The following is a 23794-nucleotide window of genomic DNA, read 5'->3' on the forward strand; positions in this document are numbered from 1 at the left end:
CCCATTACCTTAGGCAATGGGGTATCTCCAAAATTTAATCTTATTGTAATACATATCAGTCCGTAATGGTACTTTCATTTGAGCAAAGCTCACGGACTAAAGTATGAGGTCATGACAATGTATCGCCCTTATTTTCAAGGAAGCTTTGGTAGCCATTCATACGTGCAGGTGAATCGCTAGGCCTTATGCAGGCATAGACCCTTCTTTCATCAGTAGTAGAGGCATCCACCATTATGAAGGTCTTCCAGATGAACTTGTCACGGTCGTTTTTATCACGGAACCTGAAGTTCTCTGACACAAATCCCATCCCGCTTGAATGTATCCTGTCCAATATGGTCTTATAATTCATGAACTGTCTGTATCTGGCACTATCCTTGGGATATACCTCTTTTTGAATGAACATCTCCATTCCGTAGTCAAGTGCAGGTTTTCCGGCTTCTACAAAGAAATTCGCACTGTTATATACGACCTCTGCATAGTTCTCATCTATATGCCACAGATCTATCCTTTCGAAGATCTTAACGATATCACGAAGTGCATAGTCTACCATCTTCTGCTCTTTGAGGTAAGGAGATCTCGATATATTCTCAAGGGTTATGATACCCATCATTCTGTCATTGCCCTCTTCAGTGTCTCTGGCAATGAATTTGGCTCTGATAACAAACAGTTCTCCGCATAATATAAAATCCTGTGCAACAACATCATTATCATGAGACAGTGAGTGGAAGAGCTCACGCATCTTATGATAGTACTGTCTTCTGTTATCATTAAGATACTTCTGGGCAAGTTCTACGCTGTCTATATCAACCTGACTGATCGTATATCGAAATGCCTCATTGGTATACATGAGCTTAAACATATCATCTTTAAGTTCTACGATAGCAACAGCTCGTGAAGTCCTCATCTTAGTTCCATCAGGTCTTACTATCTTAGAAAAAATAGACGAGTCGAGCACATTAGCATAGCTGACTTCACCATAGAACTTTCTGTCATGATCCGTTTCTGCAGTCTCAGGCTTCTGGCCGAATATATGAATATATTCATCATCAGGCGGTACAGGCTTATGATACAGATATCCCTGCATCATGTCGCATCCCCACTCGCGGAGAGCATCTACATGCTCATTGGTCTCAACACCTTCTGCAAGGGTCTTCTTGCCGAGCTTTTTAGATATGTTGATAATAGCCGGGATGATAATATGGGACTTATCATCAAATGTACGAAGGAAAGTCATATCGATCTTGATAAGATCAAAATCAAACTCCTTCATAACATTCAATGAAGAGAAGCCGCTTCCAAAATCATCCATCCACACTTCATAACCTGCTTCATGAAATTTGGCTATAACTTCTTTCATGAACTCAGGTTCGCGCATAAGAACAGACTCGGTTATCTCTATACGTATGTACTTTGGATCCACATCATATTCAGAAGCAGCCTTCTTGATCTCAGAGAAGATATCGCACATCTCGAAATCTATCCTGCTAAGATTAACTGAAAAAGGCACCGCAGTCCCATACTGGGAATACCATCTGTTAAAATTCCTGCAGGCAGCTCTTACAATAGCAATATCAAGTTTATAGATCTGCTTGCATTCCTCCAAAATACCTATGAATTCTGCAGGATTCATAAATCCATATATAGGATCATTCCATCTTGCAAGGACTTCAACTCCAGCCAGCCTTCCTGACAATGTTCTCATTATAGGTTGAATCCAGGCCTGAATATTGCCATTTGCTATGGCATTATCAAGTTCATTTATGATATATCTTTTTCTACGGATCTTAAATCCCAGTTCATCATCATAGAAACGGACATTCTGAGAATATACGCCTTTAATGGCGTCCATGGCATCTTTGGCTCTGTCACAGGCATTCATGACACTTTCGTGAACATCTTCAAGTCTGTATATTCCGGCATCGAACATGATCTCCCTAAAAGTGTACATCTCATGAAGTACTCTTTGAACTTCTTCGATACCTCTGAGCGCTTCATCCTCAAAGCACATAACAACGAAATGATCGGCAAAAAAATAGCCACAGGTTCTTCCATAGAAAACTTCTTTTATTATAGTTCCAAAGCTCTTTAATACTTCATCGCCTTGTTCAAATCCAAACTCTTCATTAATGCCCTTAAAATCCCTGATATCTATATATATAAATACAATAGTCCTTGAATCGTGTTCTCTGACCTCTCCAAGTATAATTTTAGAGATTTTTCTAAAAGATGAGATGCTAAGAAGACCGGTCAAAGGATCAGTCTCACTGCTTTTGTATATCTTGGTATAGAAATCATAATCAAAATTGTTCCTATCTGTAACGCATTTAATATCAGGCATTATAGCTCCTTCAAGGAATTCTAAATCCGTTTAATTCATACAAATGAGGTAGGTGTCAAAAGTTCCTTTTGACACCATATGGCTAAATAATTGCCATGATCAAATACAGAAATACTCTATATCTACTTATATCGGTTTTTAAATTTTTTCCTTGAGATAAGCAGATATTATTTCTGCAGATTTTGCATGACTAATGGCGCCGGGATGTTGTCTTGAACCAAATCCTTCACCTTCAGTATCCGGAAGCGCCAGATAGGAAGCTTTGGTATCTCCAGTCTCATCTACATATTCATTTACTGCTTCTTCAAGATACTGTCCAAGACCATATCCTATCATCCCGTATACCCAGACAAGCTGCGCATCCGGATTATCCTTTCTTAGCGTTTTGAGAAAAGATATAACGCTTTTTTTGATAACATCTATATCACTATCTCTATAGCTTCCATCATCATTAAGTGTCTTCTTATAAACTGCAAGCGTCTCAGGGTCTGTATATTCAGGGCTTCTAAAAGCGCCTTCATCATTGGTTCCTAAGTTAATAACTACAGCGTCCGCTTTCCAGGAATTAAAGTCATGATCTGATACGCCCCTTTGACACCTGTCGCTTTCATATACAAGAGGAAGTGTACTATATATATTATTGTCCCAGCCGCAGGAAACTCCCCATCCGCTCTGTGATATAAGCCTGTACTCAGCATTAAGGTTATGTGCTGTCTTAACACCGTAATGATTGATGGTGCTAAAATAAGGACTTATCCAGTCCATAGCATCATGGGCTCCAATAAGGCCTTCGCCACTTGTAATACTGTCTCCGACAAATTCGATCCTGTACTTATAATCCGGTGTCTTTAATACCTCGCCGTCATATAACAGAGAATTTAATATGACAAAAGAGTCAGGATCATCAGGCATTGCCTGCGTCTCTTTTATAATTCTGATGTTGTGGCTTGTAGATGGATCCAGTCCCTTTAGCATTATGACTTTATTAGTCCCCTCCTGAACCGGCATATGCATGATCCAGGCACCGTCCATAATAAGGCTTATCCACGGCTGATAGACAGAATCTCCTCCTGTTATCTCGATCCCAAGTTCTAAACCTCTAAATATAAATTCGACGCCGCTTCCTGACCAGATAAGCTCAAGCCCAGTATCTGTCACCGGAGTCCTTCCAAGTATCCTTACATTTTCCCAGTTTTCATTTGCTACCATAAGTTCCTCCCGAGTTTAAATCATGTCACTAACATAAATGGTCATTTTTGCTAAGTACAAAGAATTATTAGTAATAGTATCTTAAACATCATGATGATATTATAAATGAAGCGGGTACAGCATACAAAGACTAATTGCATTCAGGGGGAGCATTAACATGATAATCTCATTAAATGGCAGCTTTAACTGCTCTTTTGAAGGAACAGATATTTCTTCATCCAATCTGTCTGTTCCGGGGACAATTCAGGCATCAAAAATAGCGCCGCATACACAAGAACGTGATACAGGTAATCTTACAGATGAGCATGAATACAGCGGCACAGTAATGCTAAGCAGACAGATGACTATACCACAAGGATATGATTCATATATTCTTAGTATAGAAAGAAGCCGTATCACCAAGCTCTATATAGACGGACAGCCTGTAGGAAGGCGCGACTCTCTTATAGCACCTCACGTATATGACATCACTTCATATATCACAAGAGAAGATACCCTCATACAGATAGAAATAGATAACAAGAACTATCCATGCCCAGGCGGGCACCTGACATCCAAAGATACTCAGACCAACTGGAGCGGTATCCTTGGAGATGTGTATATTAAGTGCACCAGGAAGGCACATATTGTATCTGCAAGCGTAAAAACTGACTATGACAAGAAGTCAACATATCTCACTATAAATGTAGCTAAAAACTTCCCTTCAGATAAGGTTAATATCAAAGTCCGCACTTCTTTATGTAAGCTTCTGGACAAGTATCTAAATAAGGACGCTGATCCGTCTGAGTTTAAGAAGTTCAGAGATGATATAAGCATTGCCGCCAAGGGAACAAATTATGATATATTAAAAGAATATCTTGAGATAACAGAAGATATTCTTAAACCTCAGGAATTTACAGAGTCTTCCAATACTGATTCTAAATCTTTTGGCCTTGCAGATACTAAGTATATAAATGCCAAATATGCAAATACCAGCTATATAAAAACTTATTCAGATAATAACAATGATAGTATTTCTGATAATTATTCTGGTAATACCCATGATGGTATTTCTGATAATTGCTCAGATGATAACATATGTTCTTTTACCTATGAGCTTGACCTTACTGCTTCAGATAAGGGTGTATTTGAATGGGATACATTCACTCCTTACCTGTATGTTTTTGATATAGATCTATGCGATGAAAGCGGATCTGTCCTTGACAGCACCAAAGCTGTATGCGGACTTAGAAGTCTGAAAGCAGATGGCAATGATCTTCTATTAAATAACCGTCCTATTTTCCTAAGAGGAAGGCACTGCGGTCTTCTCTTTCCAATGACAGGTTTTGCTCCTATGAACGCATGTGGATGGCTATATGACATGATGATATCAAGAAGGTGGGGGATCAATCATTACAGATTCCATTCTTGTACACCGCCTGATGCAGCCTTTCTTGCTGCCGATCTACTTGGAATCGTGATACAGAGTGAGATGGAGATATGGGGTTCCTGGCTCATGGAAGATGAAGAGGGATATGATGCTACAATGCAGCAGTACCTTACCATGGAAGGATATCGCATGATATCTTTATTTGCGTCCCACCCTTCTTTTTGCATGTTTGGATGTGGCAACGAACTTTGGGGTAATCCAAAGGCTCTTGGTAAGCTCCTTGCAGGATTTAAGATGATCAATCCAGACCTTCTGTATACTCAGGGCTCCAATACTTTCCAGTTCTCACCCAACATACAGCCGGAAGATGACTTCTTCGTAGGAGTACGCTTCTCCACAGACAGACTCATACGAGGTTCCTATGCCCTATGCGACGGGCCTTCTGGACATATCCAGACTATGCCTCCAAGAGCAGACTATACTTATGATGCCAATATAAGACCTGATCTTATCACTTACCAAAATAATATAAACAATGAAACTGGTAAATCTGATATTTCAGAACCTGCATCTACAACCACCATCCAGTTTGGTACTACTGTCAAGGAAGTTGCTCTTACATCAAAGGAGGAACTGATCCCTCACATACCTGTCATCTCCCATGAAACAGGTCAGTTCGAGACCTATCCTGACTACGATGAGATAGATCACTACACAGGAGTTCTCAAAGCCTACAATATCGCCGCTCTCAAAGATAATGCCATTAGGATGGGGCTTTTTTCAAATGCCGGGAAGTTTTTCAAAAATTCCGGAGCACTTGCTATGCAATGCTATAAGCATGAGATGGAGGATGCACTTGCATCAAGATACCTTGCAGGAACCCAGCTTCTGGATCTTCAGGACTATACGGGACAGGGAACAGCCCTTATAGGAATCCTTAATTCTCTTATGGAAAATAAAGGCCTTATATCCCCTGAAAAGTTCAGACAGTCATGGGACGATATCGTAGTGATGGCAAGGTTTAGAAGCTATATCCATACCCCCGATGAAAGCTTCACCTTCGAGCCGATGATAGCCTATTATGATAAGAACATACATCCTGATATGATGCTCAAAGTATTACTCATCTCCTGTCCTAATGAAAGCGAAACAAATACTAAGACTATTGATAATACTACTTCTGACAGTGCTATTGTTAAAAATACTATCAATAATAGTACTATTATTAACAACACTATTATCGACAGTTCTATTCTTGACTGCACAATTATTGACAGTAGTATTGTTGAGATTCCGCATATTGATTCACAGGGAAGGATCACACTTCCGGAAGTCACATTGAACTTCCCTGAAAGCTCTACTCCTGAAAGATATGAACTCAAACTATATCTTATAGACAGCTCAAGTTGTAATAATAGTAATAATATACTTGCTACTAATACATATACGCTCTATTCATATCCAAAGATACCGGAAAGCGTCATATCATCTGCTGCCACAGATTTTGCAGATGACCCATATGTTACAACCAGCGCGACAGCTGCTATAAACAAGGTAAGAGAAGGTCATAGTATCCTTCTATATCTACAGGATAAGGAAAATACCAATTCAATTGCCGGTACATACTGCACTGACTTTTGGTGCTATCCTATGTTCAAGAGTATCTCAGAGAGAATGAATAAGCCCGCAGCTGTAGGAACACTTGGCCTATGTATAGATGATACAAGTCCTGCCCTTAAAACCTTTAATACACGCACCTACTCTGAGCCTAACTGGTATGAGATCGTGACAGCGTCAAGATCTACTATTCTTGATGATACAAGCATAGAACCTATAGTCGCTACTATAGACAATGCCAGCAGAAGTCACCGCTTAGGACTATTATACGAGATACAAATAGAAGGTACAAACGCTTATATACTCGTCTGCACCTCCGATATTCCAAGGCTTATAACTTCTAATGTTAAGGAAGCATATGCCCTTCATAAAAGTTTATTAAGTTATGTAAAGGACACTTCCAAGCATGAAAATGCCAATAAGATAACGCCTGAAATCTTTAATAGATTATTTACAGCAATCTAAATTTCCAGATACTAACCAAAACTACCCACTTGAACAGACTAGCATTCACAAAGTCTTTACAAGGGGGTAGTTTGAGTTAATAAGTATTAATATTTGGGATTTACCGGCTTTGACATGAACAGTTCCGGGCAATAGCCGCTTTCTTTTACTTTGTCATAAGCTTGTTTAAGCTTAGCTTCATCATCGAAGATTCCAAATACTGTAGGGCCGCTTCCTGTCATAATGGATCTGACTGCGCCGCCGTCTTCCATAAGTGCTTCGATCTTCCCTATAATGTCATATTTACTCTTAGTAACAGGTTCAAGTACATTGGAAAGTCGCTGGCATACGCCGCCAAGATCGCCACTTCCTATAGCATCGCACATTCCGTCTATGTCCGGATGGAATTCAATCTCTTTGCTGTCAAGCTCTGTATATACCCAACCGGTTGATACGTTAATATCCGGCTTACCTACAAGGATGTAGCAATCAGGCATATCAGGAAGAGCTGTAAGAACTTCTCCGATACCTTCAGAGAGCATGGTCCCTCCCATGATGCAATATGGAATATCTGCGCCTAGCTTTACAGCCATCTCGCACATCTCTTCCTTGGTAATAGGAAGATCAAAAAGTTCCTTCATACCATAGAAAGCAGCTGCCCCGTCTGTACTTCCGCCAGCCATTCCTGCTGCAACAGGGATTCTTTTTTCAAGGTGCACATCCACGCCTTCCTTGATATCATACTTCTCCATCAAAAGGGCGCATACCTTATAGATAAGATTGTGCTCATCTGTTGGGATTGTGTCTTTATTAGCTGTAAGTCTTATTTTGCCAAGGTCGTTTTTTTCAAACGTAAGTGTGTCGTAGATATCAACATTCTGCATTATCATGCGGACAATATGATATCCATCCTCTCTTCTTCCTGTAACATCAAGACCTAAATTTATCTTTGCATATGCTTTTCTTGTGATCATATTTCCTCACTTTCACTTAGTATTATCCACTTTAACTGTCTACTTGATTACTGCAGTATCCTCGAAGGCTCTACAGCGGTACATAGACCCCGTAGGACAGAATAATAATACTTCTTTCAACCTCAATTCTAACACAAATATCGCAGTTCGGCTTCCATGCCTGAATTTTTCCTCAAAAGCTATAAAGTTTTAGTCTTTTGCATCCGATAATGAGAATGTAGGAGTATAACCTTTTTTGGCAGTATTATGTTCTATGCTGGAAGAGCATATGCCAAAGAGAATAGATGTATTATCTAAAATACGCACTCGTAATGCACAGGCAGGTGCAATGAGTTCGTGGAAAGGAGTCCAATTATGAGTGTAGAATCAATTAACAGCGTATCTTCTATTAACACCGGCAACTATCAAGCGCCCCCCGTTGCAGCTAAAAAGGAGAATGCAGAGGAAGTAAAATCTTCTTCTGAAAACAGCGGCGTTGTATATGAAAAATCAGATAGTGCCAAAGTCGATGATTCCAAGAAGACCTACAAACCCAACACAGCTCTTGTTCAGCAGTTAAAGGCTGATCAGGAAGCTCAGAAGCAGAATCTCATCAATATTGTCAACAAGATGATGAGTAAACAGACCGGAGCTTATGCAACTTCTGTATTTGGAAGTGATTCTGATGATATCTGGAAGTTCCTTGCAAAGGGTGACTTCACAGTTGATCCAGAGACCAAGGCACAGGCTCAGGCTGATATTGCAGAAGGTGGTTATTGGAGCGTAGAAGAGACTTCCAAGAGAATCCTTGACTTTGCAACAGCTATCACCGGCGGCGATCCTTCTAAGCTTGAAAATATGCGTGATGCATTCCTTAAGGGATACAAACAGGCCGAAGAGACTTGGGGCGGCAAACTCCCTGAGATCTCCCAGAAGACCTATGATGCAGTACTAAAAGGATTTGATGAAAAAGCCAAAGAATATGGCATCGAAGACTGGAAGTCTGTATCAGAACAGGCATAACTGAATATTAATAAAGGCGTTTCGTGGTCATGCTACGAAACGCCTTTTTTATAGATACACCATTGTAATAATAACAATCGTCACAATTGGAGCGAGTACAAAATCTAACCTTTATATACGTTAATCATTACACCATATTTCTATAAATCTATCAAATCTTGGAAGCCGTGCTTCAAGGTAGCCTCTTTGATTTGCAGAAAAGAAGTGCTTTTCAATAAGACGATCTCTGTACATGTTATAAGTGTCTGGATTAGACATATTTGCTTTAGTATCTTTTGCCTTTCCAGTCTTACCCTTATAAAAACTTCGTATGAATTCCTGTTCCTTGTCAGTCAGCTCAGGCCAATCGAGATTATAAGATTTAAACAGTGTTCTCTCATAGTCAGGAATCAAATCTTCAAGTGTTTCTGTTTCCTTTTTATTAAAATATAATGAACCTAGCACCTGATATGCATACGCATAGCCCAATGTCATGTCGTATAATTTTTTTGCTTCTGCAGCATCCACACCAAGATATTTTTCATAGTTATTTGCAATATCAAATTTATCTAGTGGCTTCACTTCTCTCGTGTCTCCACGCCTAAAAAATGACAGACTTTTGGAAATCGCCTGATTACTTGGATTGTTCCTGCTAGTTGTAAAAAATTCTTCTATATTTTTTGAAAGTCCACTCACAACTAGATATACGCGTTTACCTCGGTTAAACATAGTCCCCAATATAGAAAGGAGTTCTACTGTACTATCCGTTCTGGAAATATCATCTATCATAACAAGGACATTGAGATTTTTCTTGTTCGCTTTAGCAATCATACTTGCCAATACAGCCTCTTTATCATAAAAGTTATTATTCTCAGCATAGGTTTTTGTTATTTCTATGCTTCCCTTACCAGATATAATTGGAATTCCGCCTTCAGCAGTTGCATTAGTTTTTACTGAAGTTTCTGTCTTTTGTTCGTTAATAAAATCTTCTTGACTAAGATATGATATAAGTGCTGTTACTCCACTGCCCTCTGCCGCTAATGGATACACAAGCCAGTTTTTATCTTTCTCAAGTGCCTGTAACACCTTACCATATTCCACAGATTTCCCGGAGCCTCTAAGTCCTGTTATTTTATATACATATTTTGACGATTCACTGCTTTTAAAATTTGTAATTATTTCATCTGCTATACCACAATCAATATATGGTTTACCTGCCACTCCTGGTGTAAGAGTAAAGGGATCAATCCTAACATTCATAACAGCTCCTCTCTTTTACTATTATTTTATAGCATTTCTTTTTACGCTTTTTATTTGTTTTTACTATTTTTTACGCTTATATATTAATATTTACGCTTTTTTACTATTTTTTACGCTTGTATATTACTATTTACGCTTTTTTACTATTTTATTCTTTTTTTTTACTATTCATCAATAATATTTACGTTTTTTATTTTGTCCGAAAATATTAAAGGCATTTCGTAATTATGCTACGAAACGCCTTTTTTCTCTAAATACACTCGTATTAAAATTACCATTGTCACAATTGGGGCGACCACAAAGTCTAATATCCCCAAAGTCAATCCTCATTCTTAATTAGATACTTATTATTGTCTTGTCATCCACTCTTGCAATAAATACAAACCACTCAGGCTTCTTCAGTTTAAGTCTATTCTTCTGAATTCCTTCGCCGCACCATTCCCCCTGTAAAACAATGCTCTGGAATCCAGGGATCTTATCACCCCCGCCACCCCATCGTTATCAAACTCATTTTTGTCTTCATTATGTGTTCCCCCTTTAAAATAACCAAGTCACATTTTTTCCGGTAATTTATTGGATTTTCACCGACAAAAATGTGACTTTATATACAAATAATATACACTCAAACAACTACAAAGCAATCATTCATGCACAGCGCCGATGATCTCACCAATATCATCAAGCTTCTGATCCTGCATATACTTCTCTATTCCATCTACAACCTTCTCAGTAGCATATGGATCATGGAAGTTCATCATGCCTACAGCAACACCTGTAGCTCCTGCCAGCATGAACTCTATTGCATCCTCACCTGTTGCGATTCCGCCCATTCCTATGATCGGGATCTTAACTGCCTGAGCGCACTGATATACCATGCGCACAGCAACAGGCTTTATAGCAGGACCTGAAAGTCCGCCTGTCTTATTTGCAAGGACGAACTTCCTCTTGTTAATATCTATCTTCATGCCTGTGATGGTATTTATAAGTGATATAGCATCAGCTCCTGCGCTCTCTGCTGCCCTTGCCATCTCAGCTATATCTGTTACATTAGGTGATAGCTTCATGATTACAGGCTGCTTAGCATGCTTTTTGATCTCATTTGTTATATTGTAGAGAGCATCAGGCCTGGTTCCAAATGCTATACCACCTTCCTTGACATTAGGACAGGATACGTTGATCTCAAGCATATCAACTTTCTCATCAGAGAGTCTGTCTACTACATTCAGATACTCTTCTTCAGAATGTCCGCATACATTGACGATGATCCTCGTGTCATACTTCTGAAGGAACGGAAGATCTCTTTCTATAAAAACATCTATTCCCGGATTCTGAAGGCCTATTGCATTGAGCATTCCGCTTGCTGTCTCTGCTACTCTTGGGACAGGATTGCCAGGCCAGGGCTTGTCTGCAACACCCTTAGTAACAACAGCTCCAAGCTTATTAAGATCTACAAATTCTCCGTACTCCTGGCCAGATCCAAAGGTTCCTGATGCAACCATTACCGGATTTTTGAATTCTACACCTGCGATATTTATCTTAGTATTCACATTATCTCCTATTTCATGCTCTACATGACTTTTAATAACAATAGTCTTTATGATTATATGCCTATATATACCTTGACCTTACATAGGTAGTATTTAGATATTTATATCCAAATACTGATATCATTATTTTTACATGAATTAATCAATATCAGATATCTACATCCTCTGCATCAAATACAGGCCCATCTGTACAGATCCTTGCGTTATTAACATGTGAATGTGCATCTACATCTCTTGTTTTTACAACGCATCCAAGGCAGGCTCCAACGCCGCATGCCATCCTCTCTTCAAGAGACAGATATGCCTTCATGTTATGCTCTGCGGCATACTTTTTGATTCCTCTAAGCATCGGCATAGGTCCGCAGGTATAGATAACATCGCCCTCGATGTTCTGCTCATTAAGGGCATCTATTACAGTTCCGTGCGTACCAAGACTTCCATCGTCTGTAGCTATATACAGCTCAGCATATTTTCTGAATTCATCAGCAAGGAAAGTCTGATCATTCCTGTATCCCATTACTATCTTGATATCTTTAGGACGCTTATCTTCCGAAAGTCTTGTGAGCCTTTTTGCAAGCTCCAAAAGCGGAGGAACACCGATTCCGCCGCCCATAAGGATTGCAGTCTTACCTGCAGCTTCTTCCATAGGATAGCCATTCCCCAGAGGTCCCAGTACATCCACCTGATCACCCTCTGATAGTTTTGAAAAAAGATCTGTTCCCTTGCCCACAACTCTGTAAACGAGCCTTAATTCATTTTTTTCCTTATCTACACCGCAGATACTGATAGGACGAGGAAGGAGAGAAGACTTATCATCTGTATAAACTCCAACGAACTGACCGGGAACTGCATCCTCTGTAATCTCTGTTTCAAGTCTTAGATCATATATCCCATCAGCAATGATCTTCTGAGATATAACTTTTGCACTTACTTTCTTCTTTGCCATAAATAACCTCATGTCGCGAGTGAAACGAGCGACTAATGGTTCAAATTGGTGGAGCTCGCGACACCAATTTGGGTTTGAAAATGGAACATTTTCAAACTTACCTACCTTTAGAATGTTTTATATACAACCTTACCACTTGCTATAGTATACTTGATTACCCCCGGCATTGTCTCTCCAATAAATGGAGAATTTACAGCTTTTGATGCAAACTTGTCCGGAACAACCCACTTTTCATTTTTATCAAATATCATAAGATCCGCCGGTGCTCCCTCTTTAACAGCTCCTCCCGGAAGTTCGTATAGCCTTGCCGTAGCTGTGCTCATACGATCAAGAAGTTCTCTTATCGTCAGATATCCCGGCTCCACAAGTTCTCTAAGTCCTAAGGAAAAAGCTGTTTCAAGCCCTATTATTCCACTTGGAGCATCCTTAAAATCTCTGTCCTTTTCTTCCTTACTATGAGGAGCATGATCTGTTGCGATCATATCTATAGTCCCATCTTGAAGTCCCTTGATTATTGCAAGTCTGTCATCTTCTTTTCTAAGAGGAGGATTCATCTTGGCAAGGGTTCCATGCTTTTTTACTGCTTCATCTGTAAGAGTGAAGTGATGAGGAGTAGCCTCTGCATGGATATTAGCTCCATTTTTCCTTGCCTGTCTTATAAGTTCGACTGCCTCTTTAGTACTGATATGCTGTATTGTAAGCGCGCATCCTGTCTCCTCAGCGATCCTTATATCTCGTTCAACCATAGATATTTCTGCCATGCGATCAGATCCTGTAAGTCCAAGGCTTTCTGCCGCGCTTCCAGAATTTACTCCATTTTCTTTTATATATTTGGGATTTTCTTCGTGAAGACTTATCACTTTATTAAGCCTTGCTGCATTCTCACACGCAATCTTCATAAGGCTTTCTTCGATTACAGGTTTTCCATCATCTGTAAATAGAACTGCCCCTGCCTTTATAAGCGCAGACATATCAGTAAGCTCTCGCCCTTCCATACCCATAGTCACGTTGGCACATACGTAGGTATGGATTCCTGTTGTAGCACCTTTTTCAAGAGCATATTTAAGAGTCTCGGGATTGTCCATATGAGGGATAGTATTGCCCATCATGATGACACTTGTATATCCGCCCTTTGCTGCAGCACTGGCCCCTGTTATTATATCTTCCTTGTAAGTCTGGCCGGGATCTCTAAAGTGTACATGACCATCTATAAGACCTGCTGTCACTATAAGTCCGTCTGCATCAATAACCTGAAGACCAGAAGCTGTGTCATTACTGCCTTCTATACCACTACATTCAGTGATATCACATTCATTGGTACTACTTTCATTGGTAGCATCGCTTATCTTAGATATAATGCCATCGTCGCTAATAAGGATATCAGCTTTACCTTCCCTGCCGGATTCAGGGTCTATCACATATCCGTTTTTTATTAATAGCATCGTGCTCTCCCTTATACCTTTGTATCTTTATGCTAATAAACTCTTCGTGAGAAAAGAATTGAATCCTTTACCTTTTAAAACCAAGGTATTATCATCGTCCCAAAAGGATTTGACCTACAATATACATCTAAATTATAATAAATCTGCATCTGTGGTTTTGTCCAATATATATTGCAAAACCACTTAATTATTACTAACTAAAACTCGCAGCACAAGGAGACAAAATGATAAGATTCATTCTTACTGCAATATTTTTACTTGTATTTTTTATAGTATCAATTCCGCTCTATATCATCGAACTTATAATAGGTCTTATCAATAAAGATCTATCAAGGAGAAGTTCACTTGCTATCGTATCCTGGGCATTTAGAGTTGTAGCATTCCTATCAGGTGTCAAGCTCACTGTTAAGGGTGAAGAGAATGTTCCTAAGGACGAAGCTGTTCTGTATATCGGTAACCACTTAAGCTACTTCGACGTAGTGCTTACCTATTGCAGAGTTCCAAGACCTACAGGTTATATAGCCAAGAAGGAATTCTTAAAGGTTCCGTTCCTGTCCTGGTGGATGCTATTCCTCGACTGCCTCTTCATGGATAGAAGCGATGTCAAGCAGAGCGCTCAGATCATCTTCTCAGCAATTGATAAGATCAAAAGCGGCATCTCCATCTGCATATATCCGGAAGGCACCAGAAACAAGGACGAAGTTACAATTCAGGAATTCCACAAGGGAAGTTTCAAACCTGCGCAGCGTACCAACTGCCCTATCGTTCCAATGATTGTCACACATACACGTGACATCTTTGAGAACCACCTTCCATTCCTTAAGTCAACGCATGTAGTCCTCGAATACCTTCCCCCAGTTCGCTTCAGCGACCTCTCTAAGGAAGATCAAAAGCAGGTTCATGAGTACTTCAGGAACATGATGCAGGAAGCTTATACCAGAAATCTTAACGAGAACTAAAAAATAAGGACATCGCTTTTACAGGCGGTGTCCTTTTTAATAGCTAGCAGCTAGCACATGATTAGTGAGATTCCCTTAGGATTTGCAGACGGTGGACATTTATAAATAGTTTTCGCATCTTTGAGAGTTTTATAATAATTCAAGAGCATAATAGATGGAGATTTATATTCTTCTTATGGTCCGCATGTCTGAGCGAAGCGAGTTTCGGACCATAGAATATAAAGCTACAGCTATTGTGCCTTGAATTATATAAAACTATCAAGATGTGAAAACTATTTATAAATGTCCACCGCCTTCAAATCCTAAGGGGATCTCACTGATCATGTTGGACTCTATACAAGCTCTACATTATCGCACTAAGCAGTATCAGGAACTCGGCATCCAGGATGGGATCGTACAGGATCCCTGTTTTGGTGCCGTTTTGTTTGTAGGTATATTCTGTGGTATCTGTAGCCAGATTGGCTCCGGAAGGCCCTCTTCCCAGAAGAAAATGTGCATGATTTTCTATTATCTCAACATATTCCTGACTGTATATTATATGGTTGGTCACTGTAAGGCAGCGCATATTACGAAGGATCGTCGTGATATCATCATAACTTCCTGTAGATATCATATAATCTGATTTCTTGGATGCAACACTTATGGTCTCAGCCTCGCCTATCAGCGCTCCCATTATCTTAGAACACACATCTCTGTTAACAGGCTGAGTAGTCTTAAGATAGCATATGCCTCCCATGAAGATACAGTCATTCATGATAAAATCTGATTCGAATGAGCTACTCTTAAAATATGTCGAAAGACAATTCTCATAAGTCTTGTCCCCCGTCAATCTGTAAAGCTGCGCAGCTGCAAGAAACGAAGCATCACAGCTTCCCAAAGCTCCCATTGAAGAAGCTGCTTCATAAGCCTTCTTGGAAGCTTCCAGACACTTTTTGGAAAAATCAGGATCGATATTCCCATAAACATAACTGCACCAGCCAAGGGTTGCCGCAAAGCTGATAGTAGCCTGAGGCGTAACATCTGTTACTATAACCTGGGCCATAGACAGGTTCTGTCCTGCTTTGGCATTGGTCAGAGCAGATGCATATACTCCTCCTGTACTCTTATCCTGCATCTTCAAAAGCCAGTCTGCCTCATATCTTATCTCATCAAGGACATCCGGAACATCATCCCCGCTTTCTGGAATCCCGCAATCTTTAGTAAATACCTCAGGATTCATCTCATACGAAAGCAGAAGGTTATCTATTATAAGGCATCCCGTCTCAACGTCTCTGTCCGCATTAGAATCAAGGTGCCATCCGCCTGTTATATCAAGGGTTTTAGAACTGTCACTTTTATAAGTTGCAAGATCAGAGTGGCATATACCTCTGGCATCGTCACCTGCGTATTCCTGCGTCAGCGCAACACCGCACCTGTTAAGGTAGTACTGCCTCAGCGCACTTTCATACAGCATGTCATATACACCATCTCCTATGGAAAAAGAGCAGGAGTCCCCCAGTCCTTCTGCGTAGATATAATAGTCACCATCTGTCTGATAGTCTGTAAATGTTCCGCTTCCAATGCATTCGCCTGTATCACCGGCCTTATCCAAAGACCATGTGATTGAAGCTGTAAAAACGGCAGCATCATCCGCTACTTTTCTGATCTCAAATGTTGATGGAAGCTTAGAAGTATCTAAATCTTTGTTTATAAAAAGAACTGTCTTGGAAGCTCCCGTTCTATAGCCGTTTTGATCGGTCAGAATTTTAGGAGATATGCTTTCAAGAGCTATAGCCGTAGAAAGGGCCGGATCCGGCGTAGTAAGCGAATCCTCTTGTATAGTATCTGTGATGGGATTGATAGAAGGCGCAGATTCTGCGCACCCTGAAACGAGTAAAACACAGGTCAATAGCAAAATACTGGTAGCTCTTATCTTATGTGATAGCATAACGAAAGAAGTCCCCCAATTTCAGTAGATTGATATATAGAAATACATAAAGCCATAATGCCAGCCGTATAGAGCCTGGCATTATGACTTTAAAACCTATGATGTTACTTATATTATATTACTGTCTGTTGAAATTGATAAGACATCCATCAAGAATGATCTGTCTTTCATGATCTGTAAGATCACCAAGAGTCATAGTAAACTCTTTGGTCTGGTCACCACTTACAGCTACCGCTTTGATAGTATCAGCCTTGTCCTCAACTTCTTTTCTTATATCAGGAAGGAAGATGTAATCAAGGTTCTTAAATGGAAGGTCGCCCTGCTCGATTATAAGCGGAAGCATACCCCAGTTTATGAGATTGGAACGATAACGCTTAGTAGCATATTCATTGGCTACATTAGCCCATCCTCCAAGAACCTTCTGGCAGGAGGCTGCCTGCTCACGGGCTGATCCATCGCCCGGCTTAACTGCAAAAATAGTTGAACCAAATCCAACGCTTTCAACATCTATTGTGACATCTGCACCGGACTTTTTGATAGTATCTACCACATTTTCAAGTTCCGGTACTGCCTTGAAAGGATCATCTCCTGCAACAAGGGCTGTCTCAGCTTTCTGGATCTCCTTGGCACGACCTACATACTCAGGATCTTTTCTTGAAAGAGTAAACTCTGCAAGTCCCTGAGGATTAGATCTGTAAGATGATGTCTCACCGGAAGGTATAAGCTCGTCAGTTGTTGTAACAGGATCATGGATCTCAGATACAACCTTAAGTACAAGATCCTTGGGAAGTGCCTCCATCTTAGGCCAGTCTTTGATGTTAGGTCCGAACTGAATCTGAGCATCCGGATCAGCAACGCCGTGTGAATCAAATACTCTGTTCTTATAAATATTGGCATCAAAATGATATGTATACTGATTGTATTCTCCATCAAACTCAGTTGCAGGTGTAAGGAAGCCCTTATTGGCAGCTGTAGCTGCGATAGATCTTGCATCCATAAGTGCAACTGAAGATATCTGTCCGTTCTGAACCTTGGAACCTTCTCTGTTAGGGAAGTTACGTGTTGAGTGACGGATAGAGAATGCATTGTTGGCAGGTGTATCTCCTGCGCCAAAACATGGTCCACAGAAGGCGGTCTTAAGGACTGTTCCTGTCTCAAGGAGTGAAGCTGCAACGCCGTTTTTGAGAAGTTCCATATAAATAGGTGTAGATGCAGGATATACAGACATAGTGAACTTATCAGCTCCTATGTAGCGGCCCTTCATGATATCAGCTGCGGCGCAGATATTCTCAAATCCGCCTCCGGCGCAGCCTGCGATGATACCCTGATCTACAAGGAACTTACCATCTACTATCTTGTCCTTAAGAGAGTACTCTATCTTATCTCCAAATGAAACCTTGGCTCTTTCTTCTGTCTCATGGAGCATCTGCTCAAGGTTAGCATTTACAAAATCAATCTCATATGCCATAGAAGGATGGAAAGGCATAGCGATCATAGGTCTTATAGTGCTAAGATCCACCTTAACTACGCCGTCATAATATGCAACATCAGAAGGTGAGAGCTTCTTATAGTCTTCTTTTCTTCCATGGATCTCATAGAAGGACTCTATCTCATCATCTGTCTGCCAGATAGATGAAAGACAGGTGGTCTCTGTAGTCATAACGTCAACGCCTATACGGAAGTCTGCAGAAAGGCTTGCAACGCCGGGACCTACGAACTCCATAACCTTGTTCTTGACATATCCTGACTTGAATACTTCACCGATAATAGCAAGAGCTACGTCCTGAGGTCCTACGCCCTTAACAGGCTCTCCTGTCATATATATAGCTATAACGCCCGGCATCTTGATATCATAAGTCTGAGACAGAAGCTGCTTAACAAGCTCAGGTCCGCCTTCTCCCATTGCCATGGTTCCAAGAGCGCCGTACCTTGTATGAGAATCAGATCCAAGGATCATGCCACCACCTGTAGCAAGAACCTCTCTTGCAAACTGATGGATTACAGCCTGGTGAGGTGGAACATACATTCCGCCGTATTTCTTGGCTGCAGTAAGACCGAACATATGATCATCTTCATTGATAGTTCCACCTACTGCGCACAGAGAGTTATGGCAGTTGGTCAGAACATAAGGAATCGGGAACTTGGTAAGACCTGACGCACGTGCTGTCTGAATGATACCAACATATGTAATGTCATGGGAAGTGAGTTTATCGAATTTGATCTGAAGATCATCCATATTGCCCGATGTATTGTGGGCTTTGAGAATGCTATAGGCTATAGTACCCTTTTTAGCTTCTTCCTTATCCGGGGTCTTGCCTGTTTTAGCTGCTACGGCCTCTAAAGCATCTGCGCTGTCTTCTATAAGATCTGTGCCGTTTACAAGATAAGCGCCTGTTTTTGTAGTAGTTATCATCTGAACCTCCTGCCAATAATATAAGGAACATATAATCACTTAATGACATCACCGTATCATAAACCTTTGTTCTTATACTTGATAAAAAAATCATAGCCGGCTATATGCGTAATTATAAAAGAAACATTAAAGAAATTATATAATTCCAAGTTGTGATATACGTGTATACAATCTTACTTTTATAAATATACAATTTTATCTATATATAATCAAGTTACTAAATTAATATCCCTAATGTAGCGATTTTATGTAAAAATCCCCTCCGCAAACGCGAAGGGGAAACTAATTCATATAGATCAGGTTGTAAATACCTAAACTTACTATGCCATAATCACTTAGATCTTGATCTTATCCAGATGCCATATATCCTTAACATACTCTTCTATAGTCCTGTCTGATGAGAACTTGCCACAGCATGCTGTCTGAAGCATAGCCATCTTGGCCCAGCCGGCCTTGTCCTCATAAGCCTTTCTGACCTTTGCCTGAGCCTCGGCATAGGAATGGAAGTCTTTAAGGATAAAATAAGTGTCTGCCTTACTTGTATCCTTAGTATTAAGAAGAGAGTTCCAAAGTGGTCTGAACAGTTCCTTGTCCTTACTGAAGGTTCCGTCGATGAGATGGTCCACTGTCTTTTTTATAACAGCATCGCTATTATAGATGCTCATAGGATCATAGTCATTTTTTCTCTCATGCTCTATGACTTCATCAGATGACATACCGAAAATGAAGGCATTGTCCTTGCCAACTTCTCCTACTATCTCTACGTTAGCTCCGTCCATGGTGCCGATGGTAACAGCACCGTTAAGCATCATCTTCATGTTACCTGTTCCGGACGCTTCACGGCTTGCGGTAGATATCTGCTCTGATACATCTGCTGCCGCAAAGATAAGCTCAGCATTGGATACCCTGTAATCTTCTATGAATACTACCTTGATACGACCGTTAACATCAGGATCATTATTAACTACATCTGCTACTGAATTGATGAGCTTAATTGTAAGCTTTGCAATCCTGTATCCTGCCGCAGCTTTAGCACCAAAGATAAAGGTCTCCTTAGGCATATCGAACTTAGGATCTGACTTGATCTTGTCATACAGGTATATTACATGGAGTATATTAAGGAGCTGCCTTTTATACTCATGAAGTCTTTTTACCTGGCAGTCATAGATAGAATCAGGATCGATCTGGATGCCGTTATGCTGCAGGATATATTTGGCAAGTCTTTCTTTATTCTTTTTCTTGATAGCCATGAATTCCTTGCCGGCCTTAGCTGTAGCAGCAGTCTTCTTAAGTCCCTTTAATACTGTAAGATCTGTTATCCAGCCGTCTCCAACCTTCTTGGTACACCAGTCTGCAAGAAGAGGATTAGCATGCATCAGGAATCTTCTCTGAGTGATACCATTGGTCTTATTGTTGAACTTCTCTGGCATCATCTCATAGAAATCCTTAAGTTCTCTCTTTTCAAGGATCTCTGTATGAAGTTTGGCGACACCGTTAACTGAGTGGCTTCCAACTATTGCAAGATGAGCCATACGTACCTGATTATCATAGAGGATAGCCATCTTACGAAGCTTCTCGTCAACACTTGCATTATGATCGTTTGAATATCTGTTTACTATTTCTATATTAAATCTTCTATTGATCTCCTCAACTATCTGATATATACGAGGAAGAAGTCTCTGGAACAAATCCTGAGGCCACTTCTCAAGAGCTTCTGCCATGATAGTATGGTTGGTATAACAGCAGGTCTTGGTAGTAACATCCCATGCTTCATCCCATTCAAGATAATAGTCATCCATAAGAACTCTCATGAGCTCAGCTACAGCAACTGTAGGATGAGTATCATTGAGCTGGAATACATTCTTCTCGTAGAACTTTTTGATGTCATCATGATTCTTAAGGTATTTCTGAACAGCAGTCTGAACTGAAGCGGAGATGAAGAAATACTGCTGTTTGAGTCTTAGCTCTTTGCCCGCTATATGATTATCATTGGGATATAATACTTCACATATCTGCTTGGCAAGGTTCTCCTGCTCTACAGCCTTCTGATAATCACCCTTATCAAAAGAGTCAAGCTGGAAATTGTTAATAGGCTCAGCATCCCAGATACGCAGAGTATCTACAACACCATTGCCATAGCCAAGAACAGGAAGGTCGTAAGGAACAGCTCTTACAGCCTGATAATCCTCCTGCTTGAACATAGTCCTGCCGTTCTCATCCTGATACATTCTGACATATCCGCCGAACTTTATCTCCTTGGCATATTCCTGACGGCGAAGTTCAAATGGATTGCCGTTAACAAGCCAGTCATCGGGCTTTTCAACCTGATATCCGTCATGTATCTCCTGACGGAACATGCCGTATTTGTAACGGATTCCGCATCCGTATGCCACATAATTAAGAGATGCAAGTGAATCAAGGAAGCATGCAGCAAGTCTTCCAAGACCTCCGTTACCAAGGGCAGGATCCGGTTCCTGATCTTCTATGAGGTTTAGATCAACGCCAAGTTCATCCATAACCTCTCCTACGCCCTCATATGCACGAAGGTTTATGAGGTTATTGCCAAATGCTCGCCCCATCAGGAATTCCATGGACATATAATACACGATCTTGGGATCCTGCTCTTCCATGGCTTTCTGCGTGTCCATCCACTGATCGATGATCTGATCCTTGATGGCAAGGCTTGCCGCCTGATATATCTGCTGGGGAGTTGCTTCTTCGAGAGTTCTTCTGTAGAGAGTTTTGATATTATATAAAACGCTACGCTTGAATAATTCTTTGTCAAAAGATTCTCTGGTCTTAGTAGTCTTAGCCATATGTATACCTCCAAAAAGTAAACAATACAAGTAGAATACTTAAGCCGCGGATGCTGATAGCGACATACACATATATATAGATAATACAGATTATAGTACAAATTACATATATATTGTACTTTATTTTTGTTAAAAATAGCAAATTTCTAGTTGTAAGAAGCAGTATCCTCACTTCCTGTAGTATATTCCAGGACGATCGGATCCTGAGTATAGGTCATCTTCTTATCAGAATAAGCTATACCAAGGATTGTAAATTTCTTGTCCTTGTCTTCTTCAGCCATCCTGACTTCCAGCTTATGCTTGGCTACTTCCTGTGAATCATAAACCAGTTCAATATAGCTGTTATTCCAGGCGTCTGACTTGTATCCATCAAGGACAGCCACAAGTTCGCCATCTACATAGATTTCTGCTTTACCATATTCATCACTGATTGATCTCTTATAATCAAAGAGAATATTCTTGCAGGTAACTTCTAATACAAATGGCTCATTACTACTTACATCATGCGACCAGTTATAAGGGAATGTAACTTCACCGTTTCTAACGAGAGCATGAACCTGAGTATCAGTCTGTGAGAAGCTCCCCTTTGTAACCTTGGCACCATTTGAATCCTTGCTGCTTACAAGCTTCATATTAAGGAAGTCAGGTGAATAGAAGTATGTGGCAGGTACAGGAGCTATAGACTTTGATGCAGTTCCTGCTGCAACAGCGTCATCAACTTCATTCACAAGATTCATCAGTGTATCAGCCATGATCTTATGACCAAGGGCTGTCGGATGATAATCATCACTAAAGTATAATTCATTATTAAGATACCCTGCTTCAAAGGCTGCTGCAGTACCGTCCTTAACACTTACCATAGGTGTTCCGTACAGATTACCAACTGGTTTGTAGAGATCTTCCGTATTCCACCTTGACTTAAATACAGCAAACATCTGCACTACTGCAGTCTCATCATCTGTTTCAAGGATCTGTCTTATAAGGCTTTCATATGCACGGCCGTTTGTAGGATCCTCCTGGTCATTGACAGAAAATTCTACAACTACAAGATCAGGAGTCTTGGAGCACTTTTTAGTAACGTCCCTGTCATATCTTAGGGCTCCGATAGCAGAGGATGTCCCGCCTACTCCGGCATTGACATACTCTATCTTGGCTTTAGGATATTTCTCCCCAAGAGAAGCTATAAACTGATCACCATAAGACTGGGCAGGATCAAGGACTCCGCCGCCCTCTGTTACAGAGCCGCCTATAAATGCTATAGTAACTTTTTTGCCCTTTTGAAGTTTTCTTATGAAGTATTCAAATCTTCCATTGGTACCTGTCGAAAGAGTTCCTGCCTTAAGAGCCTCTATGTACCACTCTTCTTCGTAGAGGCTGGTATTATAAAATACAGTAGCCACATCATCTATAGATGCTGGGCCTTCAGTATTACCATTATGAGGTACAGATCCTGCATAAGCTTTCTGTACGCCAAAGCCAGCCATACATACTACCATGTTAAGAACAAGCAAAAAGTCTATTATTCTTTTTTTCATATACCGTACCTTCTATT

General features: G+C 40.4%; 14 protein-coding genes. 3 read left to right on the forward strand and 11 right to left on the reverse strand.

The window, feature by feature from the left end; all coding sequences use genetic code 11:
• Positions 1–109 precede the first annotated feature (109 nt).
• Both I7804_RS00615 and I7804_RS00620 read right to left on the reverse strand, forming a co-directional pair.
• On the reverse strand, positions 110–2338 hold the full coding sequence (locus I7804_RS00615; RefSeq protein ID WP_248404399.1) for a GGDEF domain-containing phosphodiesterase: 2229 nt from the start codon (positions 2336–2338) through the stop codon (positions 110–112).
• Positions 2339–2476: 138 nt separating this feature from the next.
• The gene (locus tag I7804_RS00620; protein WP_248404400.1) at positions 2477–3547 is read right to left on the reverse strand and encodes a GDSL-type esterase/lipase family protein; all 1071 of its coding nucleotides are present in this window, start codon (positions 3545–3547) and stop codon (positions 2477–2479) included.
• 157 nt (positions 3548–3704) lie between these two features.
• Here I7804_RS00620 and I7804_RS00625 point away from each other — a divergent pair, with 157 nt between their 5' ends.
• Positions 3705–6998: a hypothetical protein gene (locus tag I7804_RS00625; RefSeq protein ID WP_248404402.1), complete on the forward strand. Its 3294-nt coding sequence runs from the start codon at positions 3705–3707 to the stop codon at positions 6996–6998.
• A gap of 86 nt (positions 6999–7084) precedes the next feature.
• Here the strand turns inward: I7804_RS00625 and ispE are convergent, their stop codons facing one another.
• Positions 7085–7951, reverse strand: a complete 867-nt coding sequence (gene ispE, locus I7804_RS00630) for a 4-(cytidine 5'-diphospho)-2-C-methyl-D-erythritol kinase (protein ID WP_027218995.1) — start codon at positions 7949–7951, stop codon at positions 7085–7087.
• 354 nt (positions 7952–8305) lie between these two features.
• On the opposite strand from ispE, the gene I7804_RS00635 reads away from it, so the two are divergent.
• Positions 8306–8953 (forward strand): hypothetical protein, encoded by a 648-nt coding sequence (locus I7804_RS00635; protein WP_022753714.1) that lies wholly within the window; start codon positions 8306–8308, stop codon positions 8951–8953.
• 120 nt (positions 8954–9073) lie between these two features.
• Here the strand turns inward: I7804_RS00635 and I7804_RS00640 are convergent, their stop codons facing one another.
• The 4 genes from I7804_RS00640 to I7804_RS00655 form a co-directional block, all read right to left on the reverse strand.
• Positions 9074–10192 (reverse strand): ATP-binding protein, encoded by a 1119-nt coding sequence (locus I7804_RS00640; RefSeq protein ID WP_248404404.1) that lies wholly within the window; start codon positions 10190–10192, stop codon positions 9074–9076.
• A gap of 641 nt (positions 10193–10833) precedes the next feature.
• Positions 10834–11739, reverse strand: coding sequence for a dihydroorotate dehydrogenase (locus I7804_RS00645; RefSeq protein WP_248404406.1), 906 nt, complete (start codon positions 11737–11739; stop codon positions 10834–10836).
• 148 nt (positions 11740–11887) lie between these two features.
• Positions 11888–12685 (reverse strand): dihydroorotate dehydrogenase electron transfer subunit, encoded by a 798-nt coding sequence (locus I7804_RS00650; RefSeq protein ID WP_248405924.1) that lies wholly within the window; start codon positions 12683–12685, stop codon positions 11888–11890.
• Positions 12686–12792: 107 nt separating this feature from the next.
• The gene (locus I7804_RS00655; RefSeq protein WP_248404408.1) at positions 12793–14127 is read right to left on the reverse strand and encodes a dihydroorotase; all 1335 of its coding nucleotides are present in this window, start codon (positions 14125–14127) and stop codon (positions 12793–12795) included.
• 224 nt (positions 14128–14351) lie between these two features.
• On the opposite strand from I7804_RS00655, the gene I7804_RS00660 reads away from it, so the two are divergent.
• Complete coding sequence (locus I7804_RS00660) at positions 14352–15086, forward strand: lysophospholipid acyltransferase family protein (protein ID WP_248404410.1); 735 nt, start codon at positions 14352–14354, stop codon at positions 15084–15086.
• 343 nt (positions 15087–15429) lie between these two features.
• On the opposite strand, the gene I7804_RS00665 is transcribed toward I7804_RS00660, so the two are convergent.
• The 4 genes from I7804_RS00665 to I7804_RS00680 form a co-directional block, all read right to left on the reverse strand.
• A complete protein-coding gene (locus tag I7804_RS00665; protein ID WP_248404412.1) occupies positions 15430–17013 on the reverse strand; it encodes a glycoside hydrolase family 9 protein in 1584 nt (527 codons plus the stop codon).
• Between the two features lie 118 nt (positions 17014–17131).
• On the reverse strand, positions 17132–19426 hold the full coding sequence (locus I7804_RS00670) for a hydratase (RefSeq protein WP_248404414.1): 2295 nt from the start codon (positions 19424–19426) through the stop codon (positions 17132–17134).
• Positions 19427–19761: 335 nt separating this feature from the next.
• A complete protein-coding gene (locus I7804_RS00675; RefSeq protein WP_022753722.1) occupies positions 19762–22242 on the reverse strand; it encodes a glycogen/starch/alpha-glucan phosphorylase in 2481 nt (826 codons plus the stop codon).
• A 146-nt stretch (positions 22243–22388) separates the two neighbouring features.
• A complete protein-coding gene (locus tag I7804_RS00680) occupies positions 22389–23777 on the reverse strand; it encodes an SGNH/GDSL hydrolase family protein (RefSeq protein ID WP_248404416.1) in 1389 nt (462 codons plus the stop codon).
• Positions 23778–23794 lie beyond the last annotated feature (17 nt).

This window comes from Butyrivibrio fibrisolvens (genome assembly GCF_023206215.1).
Classification (GTDB): Bacteria; Bacillota; Clostridia; order Lachnospirales; family Lachnospiraceae; genus Butyrivibrio; species Butyrivibrio fibrisolvens_C.